The organism is Pseudomonas fluorescens group sp. PF-1 (assembly GCF_054481335.1).
Window position 1 is genome coordinate 2,023,480 of record NZ_JBTMNG010000001.1, and the last position, 17,988, is coordinate 2,041,467.

Here is a 17,988-nt window from a genome sequence, read left to right on the forward strand (position 1 = left end):
GGCAAGCCTCATGCGTGGGAGTGATCCAAGTCATTACCGACGTGGAAGCGGACGATTTCGACTGTCCCCGCGCTTTCAACGTACTGGGACAATTCGACCAGCAACTCACTCCTGCTCAGACGCCCGCCTCGCAGACGAAACACCACGGTGCAGTATTCTTCGTCTAGAACATCCAGCAGAGCATGCCGGGTCGGTACGCCGGTTGGCTCAAGGGCTTGACGCATCAGGAGGCTCCTTGCCAAGCGCTGTTGGCATATAGGGAGGTAAAGCGGGTTTGCTCGGCGATGAACAGGACCCGCAGGAAGCCGGTCGGACCATTACGGTGCTTACCGATGATCAGTTCGGCGGTGCCGCGATCGGCGCTCTCGGGGTGGTACACCTCATCGCGGTAGACGAATAGGATCAGGTCGGCATCCTGCTCGATGGCACCCGATTCGCGCAGGTCAGCCAGTACCGGGCGCTTGTTACTGCGTTGCTCCAGGGAACGGTTGAGTTGGGAGAGGGCAATGACCGGGCAATTCAGCTCCTTGGCCAGTGCCTTGAGCCCCGCGGAGATCTCGGCGATTTCCAGATTGCGGGTCTCGCGGCCCGGGGCTCGCATCAGTTGCAGGTAATCGACCATGACCAAGGCCGGTGCGCCAAAGCGGCGAGCCGCGCGCCGGGCACGGGAGCGCAATGCCATGCAGGTCAGGGCCGGGCTGTCATCGATGATCAAGCGTTCCCCGTAGCTCTGTAGTTTGGCCGCGGCGGCCGTCAGGTGTGGCCAATCGTTGTCGCTCAGCTGGCCTTTCATGAGATTGGCCAGCGAGAGATGACCCAGAATGGCCAGCAGCCGATACACCAGTGCTCGTGCCGGCATTTCCAGGCTGTAGATCTGCACCGAAGCGCAGGGGCGAGCGGCGAGGGCGGTATCCACAAAGTTCAGCACCAGACTGGTTTTACCCATCGACGGTCGTGCCGCGACCACCACCAGGTCGGCTGGCTGAAAGCCGGCGATCTTGAGGTCCAGCTCGACCAGGCCGCTGGGGACACCGGTGGTGATCTCGCCACTGTTAAAGTGCTGGTCGATCTCCTCGATCACACCCAGCAGGCAGTGATTTAGGTCGACGAACTCTTGCCGTTGTTGCGCCTGGCCCAGCGCGAACAGCCGTTGCTCAAACAGCTCCTGGACCAATTGGCTGCTGGCTTGGGGTTCAGCGGCTTCGCGGCTGCAAGCGAACCCGAGCTGGATCAGTCGACGCAGGTGGGCCCGTTCGCGAACAATCTCGGCGTAGGTCTTGATATTGGCCACTGAGGGCGTGTTTTTGGCCAGCTCGCCCAAGTAGGCCAGTCCACCCGATTCGGGCTGATCGGTGAGTTTTTCGGACAGGGTCACCACGTCGAAGGGCATATTCTGCTGCGCCAGGATCTCAATGGCCTTAAAAATTGCCCGATGCTCGGAGCGAAAAAAGTCCTCGGCGATCAGCCGATCGGCCAGTAAGTCCCAGGTGCTATTGTCCAGCATCAGCCCGCCGAGTACGCCTTGTTCCGCTTCGAGTGAGTAGGGCGGTGTCAGGTAGTCGATGTTCATCATGGCTTCTCCGCACTGGGGCCGACCCTCGAGATGGCGGCCTGCCATTCGGGGAACAGTTCAATGGCCAGGGCTTGCAGGGTTTGCAGAGCTGAGGGCGAGCGTCGACCGCTCGGACGGGACGTTTCGATTCGGTGAACCGGCAGACCCAGTGAGGCGGCATTCACATAGGCCACCCGATTGGGGATGACGGTGTTTAGCACTGCAATCGAGCTGGCGGCTGGGAAGCTGTCGCGCAATCCACGTACGATCATCCGCGCATCCAGCCTGACCAAGTCCACTTGGTTCAGCAGCAGACGCAACGGCGGTATAGCGATGCCGAGGTGGCGGAAGGGTTCCAGGTCACCGAGGAGTTTCAGTGTGCCGCGGCTCAGTTCACGTGCGGCGAGCATTTCCGGGTTGATCGGGGAGAGCACCAGGTCAGAGGCGAGGATCGCCATCTCCAACAGCACGCTCCGCGCGCCCTGCGTGTCAATCAGCAGCAGATCATACTGATCGCGAAAGCCATCCAGCAGGTGCCTTAGGCGCAGGCGGCCATCTGGGGCATGCAGTAATAGCGTATTGAGTTGCCCCCGATGGTCGTTGGAAAGAATCAGGTCGAGGTTATCCAGTCTGGTGTGGGAAACGATCTGTGGGGGATCGGTCAGGTTGAGTGCGATCAGCTCATAGGCGCCCGCCGGTGCGACATGCTCCAGCGGGTAATAACTGGACAGCGTGGGCTGGCTGTCCAGATCCAGCAACAGCACGCGTAGACTGGCGTCGGCCAGGAGACCACCGAGATTGGCGGTCACCGTGGTCTTGCCAACACCCCCCTTGGTGGAAATCACCGACACCACGCGCATGCTCATTGCTCCTGCGGCGTCAGCCGTTCGGTAATCCAGCGCTCGATCTCCACCGAGTCCCAGCCCACTGCGCGTAGACCAATGCGTTTGGCTTGAGGGAAGCGGCCCTCCTTCATCAGGTTGTAGATGTGCGCCCGTTTAAACCCAGTTTTGCGTTCCACTTCATCGCGACGCATGATGTGGCGTTCGGCCGGCGGTTGATGACTGTCAGCGTATGGGATGGATGAACTGGACATGCTGGTCACTCCTGGCGCCGCTTGGCGCGTGATGGGATGTGACCTGAATTGAATAGTAGAAAGGCGGGGGCGTCATTGCACTGCAATGGAGGGCATTGCAGTGCAATGCTGTTTCGCTCAAGTGGTTTTTTTGAGGGCGCGATTGGCTGCGGCGAATTTTGCGTCCAGCGTTCGTTTGCTAAGACCGGGAATGTCTTTAAAACGTGCTGTTATGGCATCGACGATCGCGGCTTGATTTTCGAGCACGGACATGGGTTTGCCGGCAGGTGACACGTCCAGGATGGTGTAGTTCAGAGCGCCAATGATCTGCAGGAGGGTGTGTTCGCCGCGCTCGCTAAGCGGCCTCTGCTCCAGCGCTACTGCTTGTCGTTCAGCCGCTTGGCGTTGCAACTTAGTGCATTCTTGCACGAGGGCATCACGCTCGGCGTGGAGGGAAAGGTAAGCTGCCGGGTTGATGTTTTCATGGGTGTCATTGTCTGACCCGAAGAGAAATTCAGGTCGTTGATCGGGGTAGTGACGTTGCATCCAGAGGCGTAAGTCAGCATGGCGCACCGTTAACGAAACAGACTCCAAGGGAGTTCCCATCGGCACTGAAACACCGAAGTGGCCATAGGGCAACTCCCCGTTACGCATCGCATCATAAAGTCTTTCAAGATTGGCCTGAAGGCAGGGCCATTGGGGGAATAAGCTCCCGAGCTTCTTCGGGCAGTACCAGTCGGCTTTTACTATTTCGGCCTCGTATTGCACGAGCTCGCACCATCGCAAGGCGGCATCGATTGGTCGATAGAAGGTTTTAGCTAGCGGATTGAAATTGTCGGCGTGCATGTACGGATGGACCTCCATTTCTATGGATGGGCCTCCCGTGGAACATCCTGCATCGCTCACCGCGAGGAACTGCTGGCAGTGGTTGCTTAATCGGATTTTAAATTCGGTGAGGCCATTCCATTTGTCTACGACCCTATGTGGCTAGCTTTGATCTTCGTCCAACGTTTTCCTGGGGGCTCACTGCAGGTCTCTGCGTTGCCCAATCGGGTCCGGAAAGGTAGATGTTTATCCTCTCGATGCCATGGCATCAACTGTGACGATAGCCGGTTTCAGGCTCAGTTCAATCTATCGGCCGCGGTCCATAGGGATCGACGCTTCAGAGCGTTATAGCGAAATGGTAAACGGCCACCGGGGGGGGGCGCTCATCTTGGCATCGATACTGAGCCGGGGCTGGTGTCGTTTAAATACGTTGGCCATTACCCAGTCACAGAAGTGCTTGAAGACCGTACTCCATTTCCCGAAGTGAGATGGCAGATCGCGCCAAGGGCTGCCGGTGCGGGCAATCCACAGCATCGCCTCGATAAAGCACCGATTATCGGTACCGCGGCGCCTAGGATCGCTTAGCTTGCCTACGCAGGGTGGTTCCATCTTCGCCCACTGGGCGTCTGAGCAAAGCCGCAATCACACTGCTTTAAAAGGCTGGAATTAGCGCCTTGGCCTGCGCTGCTTCGGGCGATCTGCTTGTGCGCCAGGCATGGCGCGTTGCGCGTTAGCTCAATCAGTTTGGCTGTGGTGGCCACGCTGGTGACTTGGAGGTGAAAGTCCTCTACACACCCGGCAAGGGGAGTGTTAGCCAGAGATAAGGGTGTCGCGGGCGACTGCGAATTTGAAGGAAGCCCGAGGCAATGTATGGTCAGCCCATCTCCTGCAGCCACGGACGATAAGCGGCAGAGGATGCTTGCCCTAATGTATCCGGGCTCATGTTTGGACGGTTGCGCTTCCCGGGCTTTGATGAAATCGCTTTCTGTCTGTCCTTAAAAATACTGCAGCCTCGAAAGCTATTTTGCCTCTCAGGTTCTCAGTCAGGATCTGAGCTGTTTATCGTCATCAACGCTGTCGTCGCCAAATGCTGGCTCGACGAACAGGAGGCGGATGAGGCGGCGCAGCGGCGTAAGACGGCCAAAATCGTCAAAGTCCAATACTTCCACGGAGCGCTACGACGTATATCCGACAGGCATAAGCAGGAAGGTGGCGCGAATTACCCTGAGAGATCTACATGTTTGCCAGCGTGCTACCGAGCGTCGAGAGGCGACGGGATGAACGAGCAAATGTCATGTATGGACGCCCGCGGTTTATCAAGCGGTCGGTTCGTTAGGTTTTGAAGGCAAAGACTTCGGCCATGTATCCGGCCTTTGTTTGGCCCACGGCCGCTGTCCCTGATGGAGTTTTCAGGTCGGCTCCTCTATCAGCAGAATGCATTTTGAATGCTCTGACTTCTAAGGGGCTTGCCAGCCACGGGTTGACCTGTTTTGCCATCACTTTTGAACGTCTGTGTTGGCAACGAGTCTATGATCGGGACAACAAATGCTCGTTAATTAGCATTTGATCTCGTCCACGCGACACTAGCCAGCGATGGAATTCGCGGCAATGGGCCTTGTCGAAAGCATCTTTAGCACCCACCAAGAAATACGGCGAGGGTAATGGAAGTCCCTGCGCAAAAGGCATGATCAAACGCCCGTCCGCCAGCGAATTGGCAATCATCGAGCATTGCGCCAATACCACTCCCTGTCCCGACACAGCAGCCTGAATGGCCATCGATGACAATGAGTAGACCCGATAACCATCGCGTAATTGCGAATGGTCTACGTGTTGCGCGTCGAACCAGTCACGCCATGAGGGGGGGGATGCGAACTTCGGTAACCAGTCAATCGACAGCAGCGGATAATTCAGCAAATCCGCCGGGCTGCGCAACGGTGCATCGCCGCGTAAAAGCTTTGGGCTGCAGACTGGCACCACGCAATCGCGAAACAACTCTACAGCGTTTTCAGTCAATGCATAGTGCCCGTAGGTCACCCGGAAATCGATTTCATAGCCATCGGAAGCCGGTTCCGTATGACTTCCGTCTAGAAATAGATTGAGGTCCGGGTGCTCACTCTGCCATGCATAAATCAGCGGTGCCAACCAGTCCGAAAACAAAGATGGCAAGGCACTGATGCGCAAGTTGCTAGCGTTTTTCGTACGCTCGACTTCGACCTGAGCGATACGGAGGCTTTCGAATGCCGCAGCGCAACTATCGTGGTAGCGCTGCCCCGCTGCGGTTAGGCGAATGCGCTTGCCGACCTTGAAGGTTAGGCTCAAACCTAGGCTGTCTTCCAGCAGTTTCATTTGCTGGCTTACCGCACCTGCCGAGATGCCTAAGCGCCTAGCGGCTTCGACAATTCCACCAAAACGTCCGACGGCGTCAAAAACCTGAAGAGCACGCAGAGAAGGCAAGTTATCCATCAGCATTTCCATAAAAGAATTTTCAGATTGATACTTTAGCTCAGTTGCATAAAGTAACTGTTTTTAACATTTTTATGAAAGTAATTACCATCTTCTGGTGTAGATGGACAAGGTTTGACCGAAAGACCTAAGTGAAAAAAGAAATACGAGAGCCGTAGCTAGGTTGTCGTTCACGTCCTTGCTCACGGACGTAAGCTGATGTCCAAATGAAATGTGGAAGGTGTCGATGGGAATAAATCTCCCGCCACCGCTACGATACGTAACAAAATCACGGTCTTGCTTACCATTCGCCCCGCCCCCTTTCAGTCAACATCGTCCAAAAATCGTAGCCCTGCGTGATCCTTTGTGAGATTGGCCTGTATATTGCCTGTCATGTATATACAGGTAGTTTCATTTAATGACTTGTCTGTATGCGGTTCATCCAATAAACAAAGGAAAAACAAGAATGAAAAAGTTTGTCCTAGCCATGGTAATTGCACTCGCTTCTACCTCCGCCCTTGCCAAGGACTTGAGTGTCATTCGATTTGGTGTAGACCCGACCTTCGCTCCCTTTGAATCAAAAAATCCGGATGGCCAGTTGGTGGGCTTCGACATCGACCTCGGTAATGCCATTTGCGCCCAGCTCAAGGTCAAGTGTGTTTGGTACGAAACCGCTTTTGACAGCATCATCCCAGCGCTCCGGGCGAAGAAATTCGATGCGGTCCTTTCAGCAATGACTGTCAACGAAAAGCGTAAGGAGAATGTCGCGTTCACGGACCGACTCTACAACTCGCCCAATCGCCTGATCGCGAAAGAGGACAGCGGCCTGCTGCCCACCGTCGAGTCGCTCAAGGGTAAGCGTGTCGGCATTGCCCAAGGCACCACCCAGGAAGCTTATGCCAAAGCCGTCTGGGCACCGCAAGGGGTCATTCTGGTGTCTTACACAAATCAGGATGTGTTGTACCCGGACCTGATCAGTGGCCGTATCGATGCCACTCTGACGGATGCAGCGGTGGCCGATATCGGCTTTTTGCAGACATCTAATGGCACCGGCTTCGCCTTCGCGGGCGATGCCGTCACAGATGAAAAGTTGCTCGGCGAGGGGATCGCGATCGGCCTGCGCAAGGACGACCCGGAGTTGATGCAGGCGATCAATGGCGCGCTGGCAGAAATGCACAAGAACGGCACCTACGACGCGATTCAGAAAAAGTATTTCACCTTCGATATCTATAACTGATACCCGATGCCTGACCAGCTCTGATCACCAGCGTATCGGTGATCACGAGCCTGGTCGTGCCCAAAGGTTATCCCCGAACATTCAGCCCCCTGAATGGACGGTCTTCAGACCTCCATTGCCAAAGGAGAGACAGAACATGCTTTTACAGGGCTATGGTTCGCTCATTCTCGAAGGTACGTTTGCGACCATCAAGCTGGCACTACTCTCGATGTTGCTGGCCGTTGTGCTTGGCCTGATCGGCGCGTCGGCCAAGCTTTCAACGCATCGGCTGTTGCGTCATCTGGCAGCCGGCTACACCACACTGATTCGCAGCGTCCCTGATCTATTAATCATGCTGCTGTTGTTTTTTAGCCTGCAGATCTGGCTCAACAACTTCACCGAATGGCTGAAACTCGAGCAAATAGATATCAATCCTCTGGCTGCCGGGGTGTTTACCCTTGGCTTCATCTATGGCGCTTATTTCACTGAGACTTTCCGCGGAGCTTTTCAGTCGGTCCCGGCCGGTCAACTCGAGGCGGCCATCGCCTATGGCATGAATCCCCGACAAGTGTTTATGCGGGTGCTGTTTCCACAAATGATGCGCTTTGCGCTGCCGGGTATTGGCAATAATTGGCAGGTGCTGATCAAGGCCACCGCACTGGTTTCAATTATCGGTTTGATCGACATCGTCAAAGTTACTCAGGATGCCGGCAAGCATTCGATGCAATTGTTCTTCTTCAGCATCATCGGCGCACTGATTTATCTGGCAATTACCACCCTATCCAATGGCGTCCTGATATGGCTGGAGCGCCGCTACGCCATCGGCGTCAGAGGAGCGCAGCTATGAACTCAATCGTGCAGGAATATTGGCAAGCCTACCTCTGGTTCGATGGTTACCAACTGTCCGGCGTTGCCATGACCTTGTGGCTGCTGGTCGCCTCCATCGCCATCGGCGGTTTGCTTTCGGTGCCGATGGCGGTCGCCCGGGTCTCCAGCAACCCATTAATCCGCGGTCCGGTATGGTTCTACACCTATGTATTCCGAGGTACTCCGCTGTACATCCAGCTTCTGATTCTTTACACCGGGATCTACAGCCTGGAAATGGTCCGCAGCCAGCCTGTGCTTGATGCATTCTTCCGCCAAGGGATCAACTGTACGCTATTGGCCTTCGCGCTTAACACCTGCGCCTACACCACTGAGGTCTTTGCCGGAGCGATTCGGGCGACGCCTTACGGCGAAATCGAAGCCGGGCGCGCCTATGGCATGTCCAAATTAACCTTGTATCTGCGGATCATTCTGCCCTCAGCGCTGCGGCGCTCACTGCCGTACTACAGCAATGAAGTGATCCTGATGTTGCACTCAACCACTCTCGCCTTCACCGCCACGGTACCTGATCTGCTCAAGGTCGCCCGTGATGTGAACTCGGCGACCTATTCCTCATTCGAGGCCTTTGGCATCGCCGCGGTGTTGTATGCCTTGATGGTGTTTGCCCTGATCTGGCTGTTTCGGCGCTGCGAAATGCGCTGGTTAGCCTACCTCAAGCCACAGACTCATTGACTGGCCGTATTTAGAGAGCATCGAATATGTACAAACTAAGCGTAGATGAACTGCACAAGAGCTACGGCGCCCATCAAGTCCTGAAGGGCGTGTCACTCAACGCTAAGGCCGGTGATGTCATCAGTATCATTGGTTCCAGCGGATCGGGCAAAAGTACCTTTCTTCGCTGCATCAACTTCCTCGAACAACCCTGTGCCGGGCGCATTACCGTGAACAACGAGGAAATCCGCACAAAAAAAGACATCAACGGCGCCTTGCAGGTGGCTGACCCATGCCAACTGCAAAAAATGCGCACCAAACTGTCGATGGTGTTCCAGCATTTTAACCTGTGGCAACACATGACGGTCTTGGAAAATATCATTGAAGCACCCGTTCACGTCCTTGGGATCAAACGCAAGGAAGCCGAGCAGCGAGCGCGCAAGTACCTGGCTAAGGTAGGTTTGGAGTCTAGTGTGGAAACCAAATACCCATCCCACCTCTCAGGTGGCCAGCAGCAGCGTGTGGCGATTGCCCGGGCACTGGCGATGGAGCCTGAAGTGATGCTGTTCGACGAGCCGACCTCAGCACTCGACCCGGAGCTGGTCGGCGAAGTGTTGAAGGTGATGCAGGCCCTAGCTGAGGAAGGCCGGACCATGGTCGTGGTCACCCACGAAATGGGCTTTGCGCGCAACGTCTCGAACCACGTCATGTTCCTGCATCAAGGCCGCGTTGAGGAACAAGGCCACCCCAGCGAGGTGTTGGTCAACCCGCAAAGCGAGCGTTTGACGCAGTTTCTCTCCGGCCGTTTGAAGTAATTCGGCGAGCGCCCCTAACTTTGTGCCGGACGACTCCTGAACGCTCGGTACCTGTTGATCAAAATGAGGCAATCATGAACCCAGGCTTTCCAGAGCACCCCAGTTTTGCCAGTCAACGTGAGCGGTTTTTAACGGCGGCCAGAGCCGCAGGCGCGAGCCTGAGCGAGTACCCTCACCCCTTACGCGGGCCTTTTGACGAGCATCTGAGCACCGACGTCGCCTGGCTCGGTGATCCAAAGGCCAAGCGAGTGCTGGTCTGCCTCAGTGGCACCCACGGGGTTGAAGGTTTCTATGGCTCGGACTGCCAGATCCAATGGCTGCAAACCTTCACCGAGAGAAACCTACCCGCCGACGTCGCGGTGCTGATGATTCACCTGATCAATCCCTGGGGCACGGCCTGGATCCGCCGCGTCAACGAAGACAACATCGACCTCAATCGCAACTATCTGGACTTCTCTCAAACTTTGCCGGACAACCAGGGCTATGAGGCCCAGCATGAGATCTATACCTGTCCACAGCTGAAGGGGACGAAGCGCGAACGCGCTGATGCCTTACTCAACGAGCGTGTACGTGCGGAGGGCTGGTCAGTCGTGATGTCAATTGTCGAGGCTGGCCAGTACTGTCATCCCAATGGTCTGTTCTACGGTGGCCAGGCACCAGCTTGGTCAAACAAGACTTTACGCAGCATCCTGAAAAAGCACCTGGCGTACACTCAGGTCGCCATGTGCTTTGACCTACACACCGGCGCCGGGGACTACGGCCACCCAATGCTGATGAGCATTGCCCAATCGGCTTACCCGGCGCTGAACACTGCTCAGGCGTTATACGGTCCGTGGCTCTACACGCTGCTCACTGGTGCCGATAGCCAGAGTTCTACCGGGGTGGCCGCGACAGCCACTGGCTATACCTCGCAGGCCCTGCTCGATGCTCTGCCACAGGTGCACCTGATGCCGTTCGTAATCGAATGCGGCACTTATCCCGGGGAGCAGATTCATACTGTTTTGCGCAACGATCAGTGGCTGCACCTATACGGCGACCTGACCGACCCGCTGGCCAGGCAAATTAAGTTGGAGTTGCTCGAACAGTTCTATCCGGCTGACAGTGACTGGCGGGAGCTGGTCTGGCTGCGCACTCGACAAATCTGGGAGCGGGCCCTGGCGGCATTGCCTCAGATTAAGCTTCCACCCCACCTCTAACCCCCCCCTGCTCATCGCAGTCGCAGGTTGCATAAACCTATCCCCCATATTCAAGGCTGCCCTGCGCGGTCTTGAGTGCTTTCCGCGGCGCCATTGGCGTGCAATGCCCAAGGTACACCTAAAACTATTGATTTAGAAAATCTAAATAAACCGACAGATAAGGACATCTATTCTTACCTAATAAGAACCTCGTATTCTGGGCTCGTCATTAGCCATCGTTCTTATGCAAAGGGCGAACAACAAAATATAAGGAGAGATCTCATGTTTTTGCGAAACGCGTGGTATGTCGCCGCCAGCGAAGCCGAACTGGGCGAAGATCTTTACCCCGTCACTCTGCTCAGTGAATCGGTGGTGCTGTACCGCAAGAGCGACGGCACCCCGGTAGCCCTAGAGGATGCCTGTCCGCACCGCAAGCTTCCCTTATCACTGGGTCGTCGCCAGGGCGATAACCTTGAGTGTGGTTACCATGGCCTGACCTTTGACTGCTCCGGCAGCTGTGTCCGCGCCCCCGGTAGCCAGCGCATTCCACAAGGTGCCAAGGTACGCAGTTATCCCCTTGCCGTGCGCTACGGGCTTATCTGGATCTGGATGGGTGATGTCGATCTGGCTGACGAAGCAAAAATCTGCCATGTGCCGGAATGGGGGGATCCCGCATGGGGACTCAATCGTGGCGATAGCATGGTTATCCCCTGTAACTATCTGTACATGACCGACAACCTGCTTGACCCCTCTCATGTGGCCTGGGTGCATCAATCCTCCTTTGGTAACGCGGCTTGCGCTGAAGAGCCGTTACAAACCACCGTCAGCGATGTCGGTGTGGTCGTATCTCGCTGGATGCGCGATGTCGAAGTGGCGCCCTTCTATGCAAAATTCGTCAAATTCAGCGGCAACTGCGATCGCAAGCAGCACTATGAGGTGCACTACCCTGCACAGGCCATTATCAAGGCGCTGTTCACCCCGGCAGGGACTGGCTCCGATGAGGGAGAGCTGCACGAGCAGGTATTCCTGATGAACTCCTATAACTTCATGACCCCCATCGACGAAGCAAGCACTCGCTACTACTGGTTCCAAGTACGAAATTTCGACCAGGACAATGAAGAGATCTCACGCCAGTTCGACGAGGACGTGCGTCATGCTTTTGCCGAAGATCGGGTCGTTCTCAGTGCCGTGCACCTAGGTATGGCCAACAAGCAGACGCCCAACATTGATCTAGCAACTGACTCAGGCCCGTTGCGCTTTCGTCGTCACCTGGCCAAGTTGATTGCCGAAGAACAGTCTGATCGTTTGATTCCACTGACCCAACAACACGCGGAAAAAAAGACGGAGGCATAAGATGGGGACCCAAGCGCAAAAACAGCTCACCCCGCAAGGTTTCAAAGCCTATCGGGTGATCGAGAAAAATCCCGAGAGCGCCGTGATCACCTCCTTCGTTCTGACGGCAGCCGATGGTGTTTCCAGCATGCCTTTTCGCCCGGGGCAGTTCCTGATTGTCCGTCTTTCCTTGGATGACGGTGTGACTGTGCTGCGCAACTACAGCTTTAGTGCAGATCCCCGCGATACATCGCGCCTGCGTATTTCGGTGAAGCGCGAGCCCGCACCGTTCGACAAGCCCGAGCTGCCGCCTGGACAAGGCTCCAATTACCTGCACGATCACGTGCAGGTTGGCGACCAGTTGGAGATCGCCGGACCGGCCGGTACCTTCACACTGGACGAAGACAGCTCAAGGCCAGTGGTGCTCTTTAGTGGTGGTGTGGGCCTGACCCCGATGCTGAGCATGCTGCATCAGCTGAGCCGTAACTCGACGCGTCCGGTGTACTTCATCCATGCCTGCGAAAGCGGCGCCGTGCATGCTTTCCGTGACGAGGTGCTGACTCTAGCCAGCTGTCGTCCTGGGATCAAGGCGCACTTTTGCTACCGCAATCCGGACGCGGAGGATCAGGCCAAACAGGTCTTTCATAGCCAGGGGCTGGTCAGTCGAGAAACCCTACAAGAGCTGCTGCCGATGGACGACTATGACGTCTATCTGTGCGGTCCGCGGCCTTTTATGCAGGCGAACTGGCGTCTGCTGCGCAACCTCGGGATCGCCGCCGAGCGTATTCATTACGAGTTCTTCGGTCCGGCGACCATCCTTGAAGAGGACGAAGTTAGACCGGCGCCCGCTACTGCGCCCACTATGCTTGTTCCATCAGCCGTGGCCAGCAGGAGCGAAAGCACATTAAGCGTGCAGTTTCTGCCATCTGGAACACAGGTCTCATGGGATCAGAACTGCCACTCACTGCTAGAACTCGCCGAACAGGCCGGGCTTACGCCGACTTTCAATTGCCGGACCGGTCTCTGCAACAGCTGCCAGGTCAGCTTGCGTGAAGGCTCTGTCGAGTATTTCGAAGAGCCGCTGGATACCCCCACAAACGGCAATATCCTGCTCTGCTGTACGCGCCCAACCAGCGCCGTGACATTGGACTTACGCCAGTGACAAGCCCTACTACGATTAACACCGACCACCGTCTTCGTTGCGTTCAGGAAAAACAATTATGATCAAATCGCGAGCTGCCGTAGCCTTTGCTGCCAACCAGCCCCTGCAAATTGTCGAAGTCGATGTGGCACCGCCGCAGGCTGGGGAGGTGATGGTACGCATCACGGCCACAGGCGTCTGCCATACCGATGCCTTCACCCTATCCGGCGCCGATCCGGAAGGTATCTTTCCGGTCATCCTCGGTCACGAGGGCGGCGGTATCGTCGAGGCCATTGGCGAGGGGGTAACGTCCGTGGCGGTGGGCGATCATGTGATCCCGCTCTATACCCCGGAATGTGGCGAGTGCAAATTCTGTAAGTCCGGCAAGACAAATCTCTGTCAGAAAATCCGTGCCACTCAGGGAAGAGGCCTGATGCCTGACGGCACCAGCCGCTTCTCCTATAAGGGGGAGCCGATCTTCCACTACATGGGCACCTCGACGTTCTCCGAGTACACGGTACTGCCGGAAATCTCGCTGGCGAAAATTGCGAAGGAGGCTCCGCTGGAGCAGGTTTGCCTGCTCGGTTGCGGTGTTACGACCGGCATAGGCGCGGTACTCAACACGGCCAAAGTGGAGGAGGGCGCCAGTGTAGCCATCTTCGGATTGGGTGGCATCGGCCTGGCTGCGATCATTGGCGCCACCATGGCCAAGGCTGGCCGAATCATCGCGATCGATATCAACCCGGCCAAGTTCGAGATTGCTAGGCAATTGGGCGCCACTGATTTCATCAATCCGAAGGATTACGACCAGCCGATCCAGGACGTGATCGTCGAACTGACCGAGGGGGGGGTGGATTACTCGTTTGAATGCATCGGCAACGTCAACCTGATGCGCGCAGCTCTGGAGTGTTGCCATAAGGGTTGGGGTGAGTCGGTGATTATCGGTGTCGCTGGCGCCGGGCAGGAAATCAGTACCCGTCCATTCCAATTAGTTACTGGCAGGGTCTGGCGCGGCTCGGCCTTTGGCGGAGTGAAAGGTCGCAGCGAGCTACCCAGCTATGTCGAGAAAGCGCAGAAAGGAGAAATTCCACTGGACACCTTCATTACTCACACCATGGGGTTGGAGGATATCAACAAGGCCTTTGACCTGATGCACGAAGGCAAGAGTATTCGTACCGTAATTCACTTCGATCGCTGAGTCAGAAGATCCAGCGATTAGTTGTCAGGGTGCAAACCATCCTGATGCAACAAGAGCAACACCTACTTCATAAACAATCAAGAGAACCCAAGATGAGCGTATTCACTCACGTCACAGTTGGTACTAACGACCTCCACAAAGCACGCGCTTTTTACGATAGCGTACTGGGTAAGCTGGGTCACAAGCGCATTGCCGATTTGGACGACAATGGTTCAATCTGGGGGGAGAACGCACCTTCTTTCTTCGTCCTGAAACCGGCCAACGGCGAACCCGCCACCGTCGGTAACGGCGTGACTGTAAGCTTCGAGGCTCCGAGCCGCGCCGCAATCGACGCGTTCCATGCCGCAGCCCTGGCTGCAGGTGGCGTCTGCGCCGGCGCCCCTGGCACACGCGGCTGGGCACCAAATGCTTATGCTGCCTACGCCCGTGACCTTGACGGGAATAAGCTGGCAGCTTACTGCTTCAAAGCGGCCTAAGTGTAACGCGAGGTCAGCCTCGGCTGGCTTCGCTGATTTTATTTAAAGTCATCATGTATATTCTAATCCTCCAATAATTCGAACTCGAATAATCGATAACTTATCAATGGTCAGAGTTTTGCTATTTTTAATGCATCCGTTCAACCTTTAACCGTCAAGCACCCTGCAGACCTCGATAACTGGCTGAACGGTGAAATAAATAAACGCGTAATTCACATGGAAGTAAAGAATTGTTGTGGTTCGTGGATTAGGCGCTAACCTAAAAAGGTTTTACGTCTGTCCGAAGCCGGGCTTACTCCGAGGCGAAAAGCCTACCGGGCAGTCGGTCGCATTAAAAAAATCGAACGCAAATAACATAAAAAATTCCTTGATTAGCATTTAACTAAATAAAAATAATATTTATATTTTGGATGATCATACATGAAGGCGCCCAAAAAATTCAGTCACAAAGTATTGTTTTTTACCTCGCTGGTGTTGATTTTAGCGTTTTCATTGTTTGCGTTATACAATGACTACTTACAGCGTAAAGCTATCCGCACTAACCTAGAAAGTCACCTTGAAGAGATCAGCAAAATTACCGCAAGCAACGTCCAGTCCTGGCTGTCAGGACGTATTCTTCTGGTTGATAACATTGCTCAAACAATCGCCAACAACGATGCTCCTGGAAGCGTGTTAAGTCTTCTGGAGCAGAGGGGGGTCTTATCAACTTTCACCTCTACCTATCTAGGTAGTTCCGATGGTAGTTTCGCCATGCGCCCAAAGGACGAGCTACCAACCGGCTACGATCCGCGGACACGTTCTTGGTACAAAGATGCGATGGCCGCCGACGGCACTACCTTGACAGAACCATATTTTGACGCGTCAACCCACCAATTGATGGTAACAATTGCCACCCCAGTTAAACGGGGCGATCAATCCCGCGGTGTAGTCGGCGGTGATCTGACCCTAGAAAACCTTGTGAAAATGGTCAGCTCACTGGAACTGGGCGGCACCGGTTATGCCTTTCTTGTCAGTGCCGATGGCACAATCCTGGCCCACCCGGACAAGGATTTGCTAATGAAGAGCTTAAGCGATATCTATCCGCAAAATACACCAAAAATCAGCACACAATTTAGCGAAACCGGACAGGCCGGATCGACCCGCATTTTGACGTTTGCGCCAGTATCAGGCCTCCCTTCAGTGAAATGGTACATCGGCCTGTCCATCAACAAGGAAAAAGCTTACATGGCGCTGAGTGAGTTTCGCTCCTCGGTTATTGTCGCCACCTTGATCACCGTGCTCATCACCCTTTTACTGCTGGGAATGCTGATCCGCGTGCTGATGCAGCCGCTTCGGGCAATGGGCAAAGCAATGCAAGACATCGCCCTCGGAGAGGGCGACCTGACCCGACGTTTAATTGTCCACTCACGGGACGAGTTTGGGGAGTTAGCGGACGACTTCAACTGTTTCGTCGAACGTATCCATAACACTATCCATGAGGTGTCTTCTGCGACCCATCAGGTCAATGAAGTGGCAAAAAGGGTGATGAGTTCTTCCAGCGCATCAATGGCCAATTCTGACGACCAGGCCAACCGTACCAACAGCGTCGCCGCGGCGATCAACCAACTGGGGGCTACGGCCCAGGACATCGCGCGCAATGCCGGTGATGCTTCCCAGCAGGCCTCCGACGCCCGCCATCAGGCAGAGAGCGGGAGGCTTGTCGTCGGCCAGACCATCACCGCGATGAGCGAACTTTCTGATAACATTCGCGCCTCTTGCGGTAACGTCGAAACACTGAACGGCAAGACAGTGAACGTCAGCCAGATTCTCGAGGTGATCAAGGCTATTTCCGAACAGACCAACCTACTGGCCTTGAATGCCGCCATTGAGGCAGCACGAGCAGGGGAAGCAGGTCGCGGTTTTGCCGTAGTGGCGGATGAAGTACGCAGTCTGGCGCACCGCACTCAGACGTCAGCCCGGGAAGTCCAGTCAATGATTGAGGAGCTGCAGATCGGCGCCCGCAAGGTAGTAGATAACATGACCGAGAGTCAACGCTACAGTGAGGAAAGCGTAACAATCGCCAACCAGGCTGGCGATCGTCTTAGCAGCATAACCCAGCGCATCAGTGAAATTGACGGCTTGAACCAATCGGTTGCTACAGCTACTGAGGAGCAGACCTCCGTGATCGACTCGCTGAACATGGATATCACGGAACTCAATATTCTCAATCAACTGGGCGTGAAAAATCTCCACACAACATTACGTGCTTGTGATGATTTAAAGCATCAGGCTGATAGCTTAAAAAAATTGGTTGATAGTTTTCGAACATGAATGGTTCACTTTGCAGTTGAGAATATGCGTGTCCTAGTGCGCCGTCTCACAAATAAAGCTCCTTATTTCTGGGAGTCCATTTTCTCAATGGGTCGCTGTATTATTTTCAAAATTTCCGGATATTTCTTAGGGGAACTCTTATTTGGACGCCTCCCGTTTTTGCAATACTGATTAGCGGGCGAAGTGGTTTGCTTGCTTAAGGAAGGTCTGAAGTAGTCAGCGATTTTTGATGCCCTCGTTGGTAGAGATTCAAAAAACGCTGGCTGGTCAGAAATCAGACCTTTCCTGTTCTTAACTCATCGTTTCACCCTTGAGCGACGCCTTTTCAAGGCGCTTTTCCCGCATTACAGGCGCACCTCTCCCGCGACCAGCAGTCGTTTTCGCATCATCCACAGGTTCGACAGGGCAAATAGCGTGGCCTGTTGCGCGTTGTTTTTCATCAGGCCGCGAAAGCGCACTTTCGTATAGCCAAACTGACGCTTGATTACTCGGAACAATGGGATGGACTCCCCCTTACCTCGGCATCTTGAAGTGCCAGACTGAAGATGCAAATCACAGTCACCAGTGAGAAGGAGTCCACACATGAAGCTTATGCGCATTGGGGTCGATTTGGCCAAGAACGTGTTTCAAATCCACGGTGTGGATTGTCATGAACAGCCCGTCTGGCGGCAGCGTTTACCCCGTGATCGCTGGCTTCAAACGGTGCTTGAGAAGATCGAGCCTGACTGTGAGATCGGCATGGAAAGTTGTGGAGGTGCGCACCATTGGGCGCGGCAGCTACAGGCACGCGGATTTCGGGTGATGTTGATCGCGCCGCAGTTCGTCAAACCGTACGTCAAGAGCAACAAGAACGACGCCAACGATGCCGAGTGTTGGTGCTGATGCGGGATTGATC

General features: G+C 55.1%; 17 protein-coding genes and 3 pseudogenes. 12 read left to right on the forward strand and 8 right to left on the reverse strand.

Features of this window, described 5'->3' with window-relative positions:
* Positions 1 to 8: 8 nt before the first annotated feature.
* From ACX3YD_RS09695 to ACX3YD_RS09725, 7 genes are all read right to left on the reverse strand, one after another.
* Positions 9 to 224 carry a hypothetical protein gene (locus ACX3YD_RS09695; RefSeq protein ID WP_151141652.1) on the reverse strand — a complete coding sequence of 72 codons (216 nt, stop codon included), beginning with the start codon at positions 222 to 224 and terminating at the stop codon, positions 9 to 11.
* Positions 224 to 1,570, reverse strand: a complete 1,347-nt coding sequence (gene dnaB / locus ACX3YD_RS09700; RefSeq protein ID WP_458960400.1) for a replicative DNA helicase — start codon at positions 1,568 to 1,570, stop codon at positions 224 to 226. Before dnaB ends, ACX3YD_RS09695 begins: the two co-directional genes overlap by 1 nt.
* Entirely contained in the window at positions 1,570 to 2,412 is an 843-nt protein-coding gene (locus tag ACX3YD_RS09705; protein WP_458959791.1) for a ParA family protein, read from the reverse strand. The genes dnaB and ACX3YD_RS09705 overlap by 1 nt, the downstream gene beginning before the upstream one ends.
* Positions 2,413 to 2,414: 2 nt before the next feature.
* A complete protein-coding gene (locus tag ACX3YD_RS09710) occupies positions 2,415 to 2,648 on the reverse strand; it encodes an AlpA family transcriptional regulator (RefSeq protein ID WP_458959792.1) in 234 nt (77 codons plus the stop codon).
* Between the two features lie 117 nt (positions 2,649 to 2,765).
* Complete coding sequence (locus ACX3YD_RS09715; protein ID WP_458959793.1) at positions 2,766 to 3,473, reverse strand: hypothetical protein; 708 nt, start codon at positions 3,471 to 3,473, stop codon at positions 2,766 to 2,768.
* Positions 3,474 to 3,797: 324 nt separating this feature from the next.
* Positions 3,798 to 4,094 (reverse strand): transposase, encoded by a 297-nt coding sequence (locus ACX3YD_RS09720; protein WP_458959794.1) that lies wholly within the window; start codon positions 4,092 to 4,094, stop codon positions 3,798 to 3,800.
* Between the two features lie 885 nt (positions 4,095 to 4,979).
* A complete protein-coding gene (locus ACX3YD_RS09725; RefSeq protein ID WP_458959795.1) occupies positions 4,980 to 5,915 on the reverse strand; it encodes a LysR substrate-binding domain-containing protein in 936 nt (311 codons plus the stop codon).
* 445 nt (positions 5,916 to 6,360) lie between these two features.
* On the opposite strand from ACX3YD_RS09725, the gene ACX3YD_RS09730 reads away from it, so the two are divergent.
* From ACX3YD_RS09730 to ACX3YD_RS09780, 11 genes and pseudogenes are all read left to right on the forward strand, one after another.
* Complete coding sequence (locus tag ACX3YD_RS09730) at positions 6,361 to 7,131, forward strand: ABC transporter substrate-binding protein (protein ID WP_458959796.1); 771 nt, start codon at positions 6,361 to 6,363, stop codon at positions 7,129 to 7,131.
* A 136-nt stretch (positions 7,132 to 7,267) separates the two neighbouring features.
* Positions 7,268 to 7,957 carry an ABC transporter permease gene (locus ACX3YD_RS09735; protein WP_458959797.1) on the forward strand — a complete coding sequence of 230 codons (690 nt, stop codon included), beginning with the start codon at positions 7,268 to 7,270 and terminating at the stop codon, positions 7,955 to 7,957.
* Positions 7,954 to 8,667 (forward strand): ABC transporter permease, encoded by a 714-nt coding sequence (locus ACX3YD_RS09740; protein WP_458959798.1) that lies wholly within the window; start codon positions 7,954 to 7,956, stop codon positions 8,665 to 8,667. The genes ACX3YD_RS09735 and ACX3YD_RS09740 overlap by 4 nt, the downstream gene beginning before the upstream one ends.
* Before the next feature lie 26 nt (positions 8,668 to 8,693).
* Positions 8,694 to 9,461, forward strand: coding sequence for an ABC transporter ATP-binding protein (locus ACX3YD_RS09745; protein ID WP_151141673.1), 768 nt, complete (start codon positions 8,694 to 8,696; stop codon positions 9,459 to 9,461).
* Between the two features lie 74 nt (positions 9,462 to 9,535).
* On the forward strand, positions 9,536 to 10,657 hold the full coding sequence (locus ACX3YD_RS09750) for a DUF2817 domain-containing protein (RefSeq protein WP_458959799.1): 1,122 nt from the start codon (positions 9,536 to 9,538) through the stop codon (positions 10,655 to 10,657).
* 261 nt (positions 10,658 to 10,918) lie between these two features.
* The gene (locus ACX3YD_RS09755; protein ID WP_321144357.1) at positions 10,919 to 11,989 is read left to right on the forward strand and encodes an aromatic ring-hydroxylating dioxygenase subunit alpha; all 1,071 of its coding nucleotides are present in this window, start codon (positions 10,919 to 10,921) and stop codon (positions 11,987 to 11,989) included.
* Between the two features lies 1 nt (position 11,990).
* A complete protein-coding gene (locus ACX3YD_RS09760) occupies positions 11,991 to 13,130 on the forward strand; it encodes an FAD-binding oxidoreductase (RefSeq protein ID WP_458959800.1) in 1,140 nt (379 codons plus the stop codon).
* A 58-nt stretch (positions 13,131 to 13,188) separates the two neighbouring features.
* The gene (locus ACX3YD_RS09765; protein ID WP_458959801.1) at positions 13,189 to 14,307 is read left to right on the forward strand and encodes an S-(hydroxymethyl)glutathione dehydrogenase/class III alcohol dehydrogenase; all 1,119 of its coding nucleotides are present in this window, start codon (positions 13,189 to 13,191) and stop codon (positions 14,305 to 14,307) included.
* Between the two features lie 92 nt (positions 14,308 to 14,399).
* On the forward strand, positions 14,400 to 14,783 hold the full coding sequence (locus ACX3YD_RS09770) for a VOC family protein (protein ID WP_045062361.1): 384 nt from the start codon (positions 14,400 to 14,402) through the stop codon (positions 14,781 to 14,783).
* 420 nt (positions 14,784 to 15,203) lie between these two features.
* A pseudogene (locus ACX3YD_RS09775) lies at positions 15,204 to 16,235 on the forward strand (HAMP domain-containing protein); the annotation flags it as partial.
* 93 nt (positions 16,236 to 16,328) lie between these two features.
* The gene (locus ACX3YD_RS09780) at positions 16,329 to 17,093 is read left to right on the forward strand and encodes a methyl-accepting chemotaxis protein (protein ID WP_458960401.1); all 765 of its coding nucleotides are present in this window, start codon (positions 16,329 to 16,331) and stop codon (positions 17,091 to 17,093) included.
* Positions 17,094 to 17,437: 344 nt separating this feature from the next.
* On the opposite strand, the pseudogene ACX3YD_RS09785 reads toward ACX3YD_RS09780, so the two are convergent.
* Positions 17,438 to 17,587 (reverse strand): annotated as a pseudogene (locus ACX3YD_RS09785) (IS5/IS1182 family transposase); the annotation flags it as partial.
* 88 nt (positions 17,588 to 17,675) lie between these two features.
* On the opposite strand from ACX3YD_RS09785, the pseudogene ACX3YD_RS09790 reads away from it, so the two are divergent.
* Positions 17,676 to 17,972, forward strand: a pseudogene (locus ACX3YD_RS09790) (IS110 family transposase); the annotation flags it as partial.
* Positions 17,973 to 17,988: the final 16 nt, after the last annotated feature.

Bases quoted from the DNA above. Each gene is read 5' to 3' on its own strand.
- ACX3YD_RS09695 (WP_151141652.1), bottom strand. From the start codon at position 224: ATGCGTCAAGCCCTTGAGCCAACCGGCGTACCGACCCGGCATGCTCTG.
- dnaB (WP_458960400.1), bottom strand. From the start codon at position 1,570: ATGAACATCGACTACCTGACACCGCCCTACTCACTCGAAGCGGAACAA.
- ACX3YD_RS09705 (WP_458959791.1), bottom strand. From the start codon at position 2,412: ATGCGCGTGGTGTCGGTGATTTCCACCAAGGGGGGTGTTGGCAAGACC.
- ACX3YD_RS09710 (WP_458959792.1), bottom strand. From the start codon at position 2,648: ATGTCCAGTTCATCCATCCCATACGCTGACAGTCATCAACCGCCGGCC.
- ACX3YD_RS09715 (WP_458959793.1), bottom strand. From the start codon at position 3,473: ATGCACGCCGACAATTTCAATCCGCTAGCTAAAACCTTCTATCGACCA.
- ACX3YD_RS09725 (WP_458959795.1), bottom strand. From the start codon at position 5,915: ATGGATAACTTGCCTTCTCTGCGTGCTCTTCAGGTTTTTGACGCCGTC.
- ACX3YD_RS09730 (WP_458959796.1), top strand. From the start codon at position 6,361: ATGAAAAAGTTTGTCCTAGCCATGGTAATTGCACTCGCTTCTACCTCC.
- ACX3YD_RS09735 (WP_458959797.1), top strand. From the start codon at position 7,268: ATGCTTTTACAGGGCTATGGTTCGCTCATTCTCGAAGGTACGTTTGCG.
- ACX3YD_RS09740 (WP_458959798.1), top strand. From the start codon at position 7,954: ATGAACTCAATCGTGCAGGAATATTGGCAAGCCTACCTCTGGTTCGAT.
- ACX3YD_RS09745 (WP_151141673.1), top strand. From the start codon at position 8,694: ATGTACAAACTAAGCGTAGATGAACTGCACAAGAGCTACGGCGCCCAT.
- ACX3YD_RS09750 (WP_458959799.1), top strand. From the start codon at position 9,536: ATGAACCCAGGCTTTCCAGAGCACCCCAGTTTTGCCAGTCAACGTGAG.
- ACX3YD_RS09755 (WP_321144357.1), top strand. From the start codon at position 10,919: ATGTTTTTGCGAAACGCGTGGTATGTCGCCGCCAGCGAAGCCGAACTG.
- ACX3YD_RS09760 (WP_458959800.1), top strand. From the start codon at position 11,991: ATGGGGACCCAAGCGCAAAAACAGCTCACCCCGCAAGGTTTCAAAGCC.
- ACX3YD_RS09765 (WP_458959801.1), top strand. From the start codon at position 13,189: ATGATCAAATCGCGAGCTGCCGTAGCCTTTGCTGCCAACCAGCCCCTG.
- ACX3YD_RS09770 (WP_045062361.1), top strand. From the start codon at position 14,400: ATGAGCGTATTCACTCACGTCACAGTTGGTACTAACGACCTCCACAAA.
- ACX3YD_RS09780 (WP_458960401.1), top strand. From the start codon at position 16,329: ATGGCCAATTCTGACGACCAGGCCAACCGTACCAACAGCGTCGCCGCG.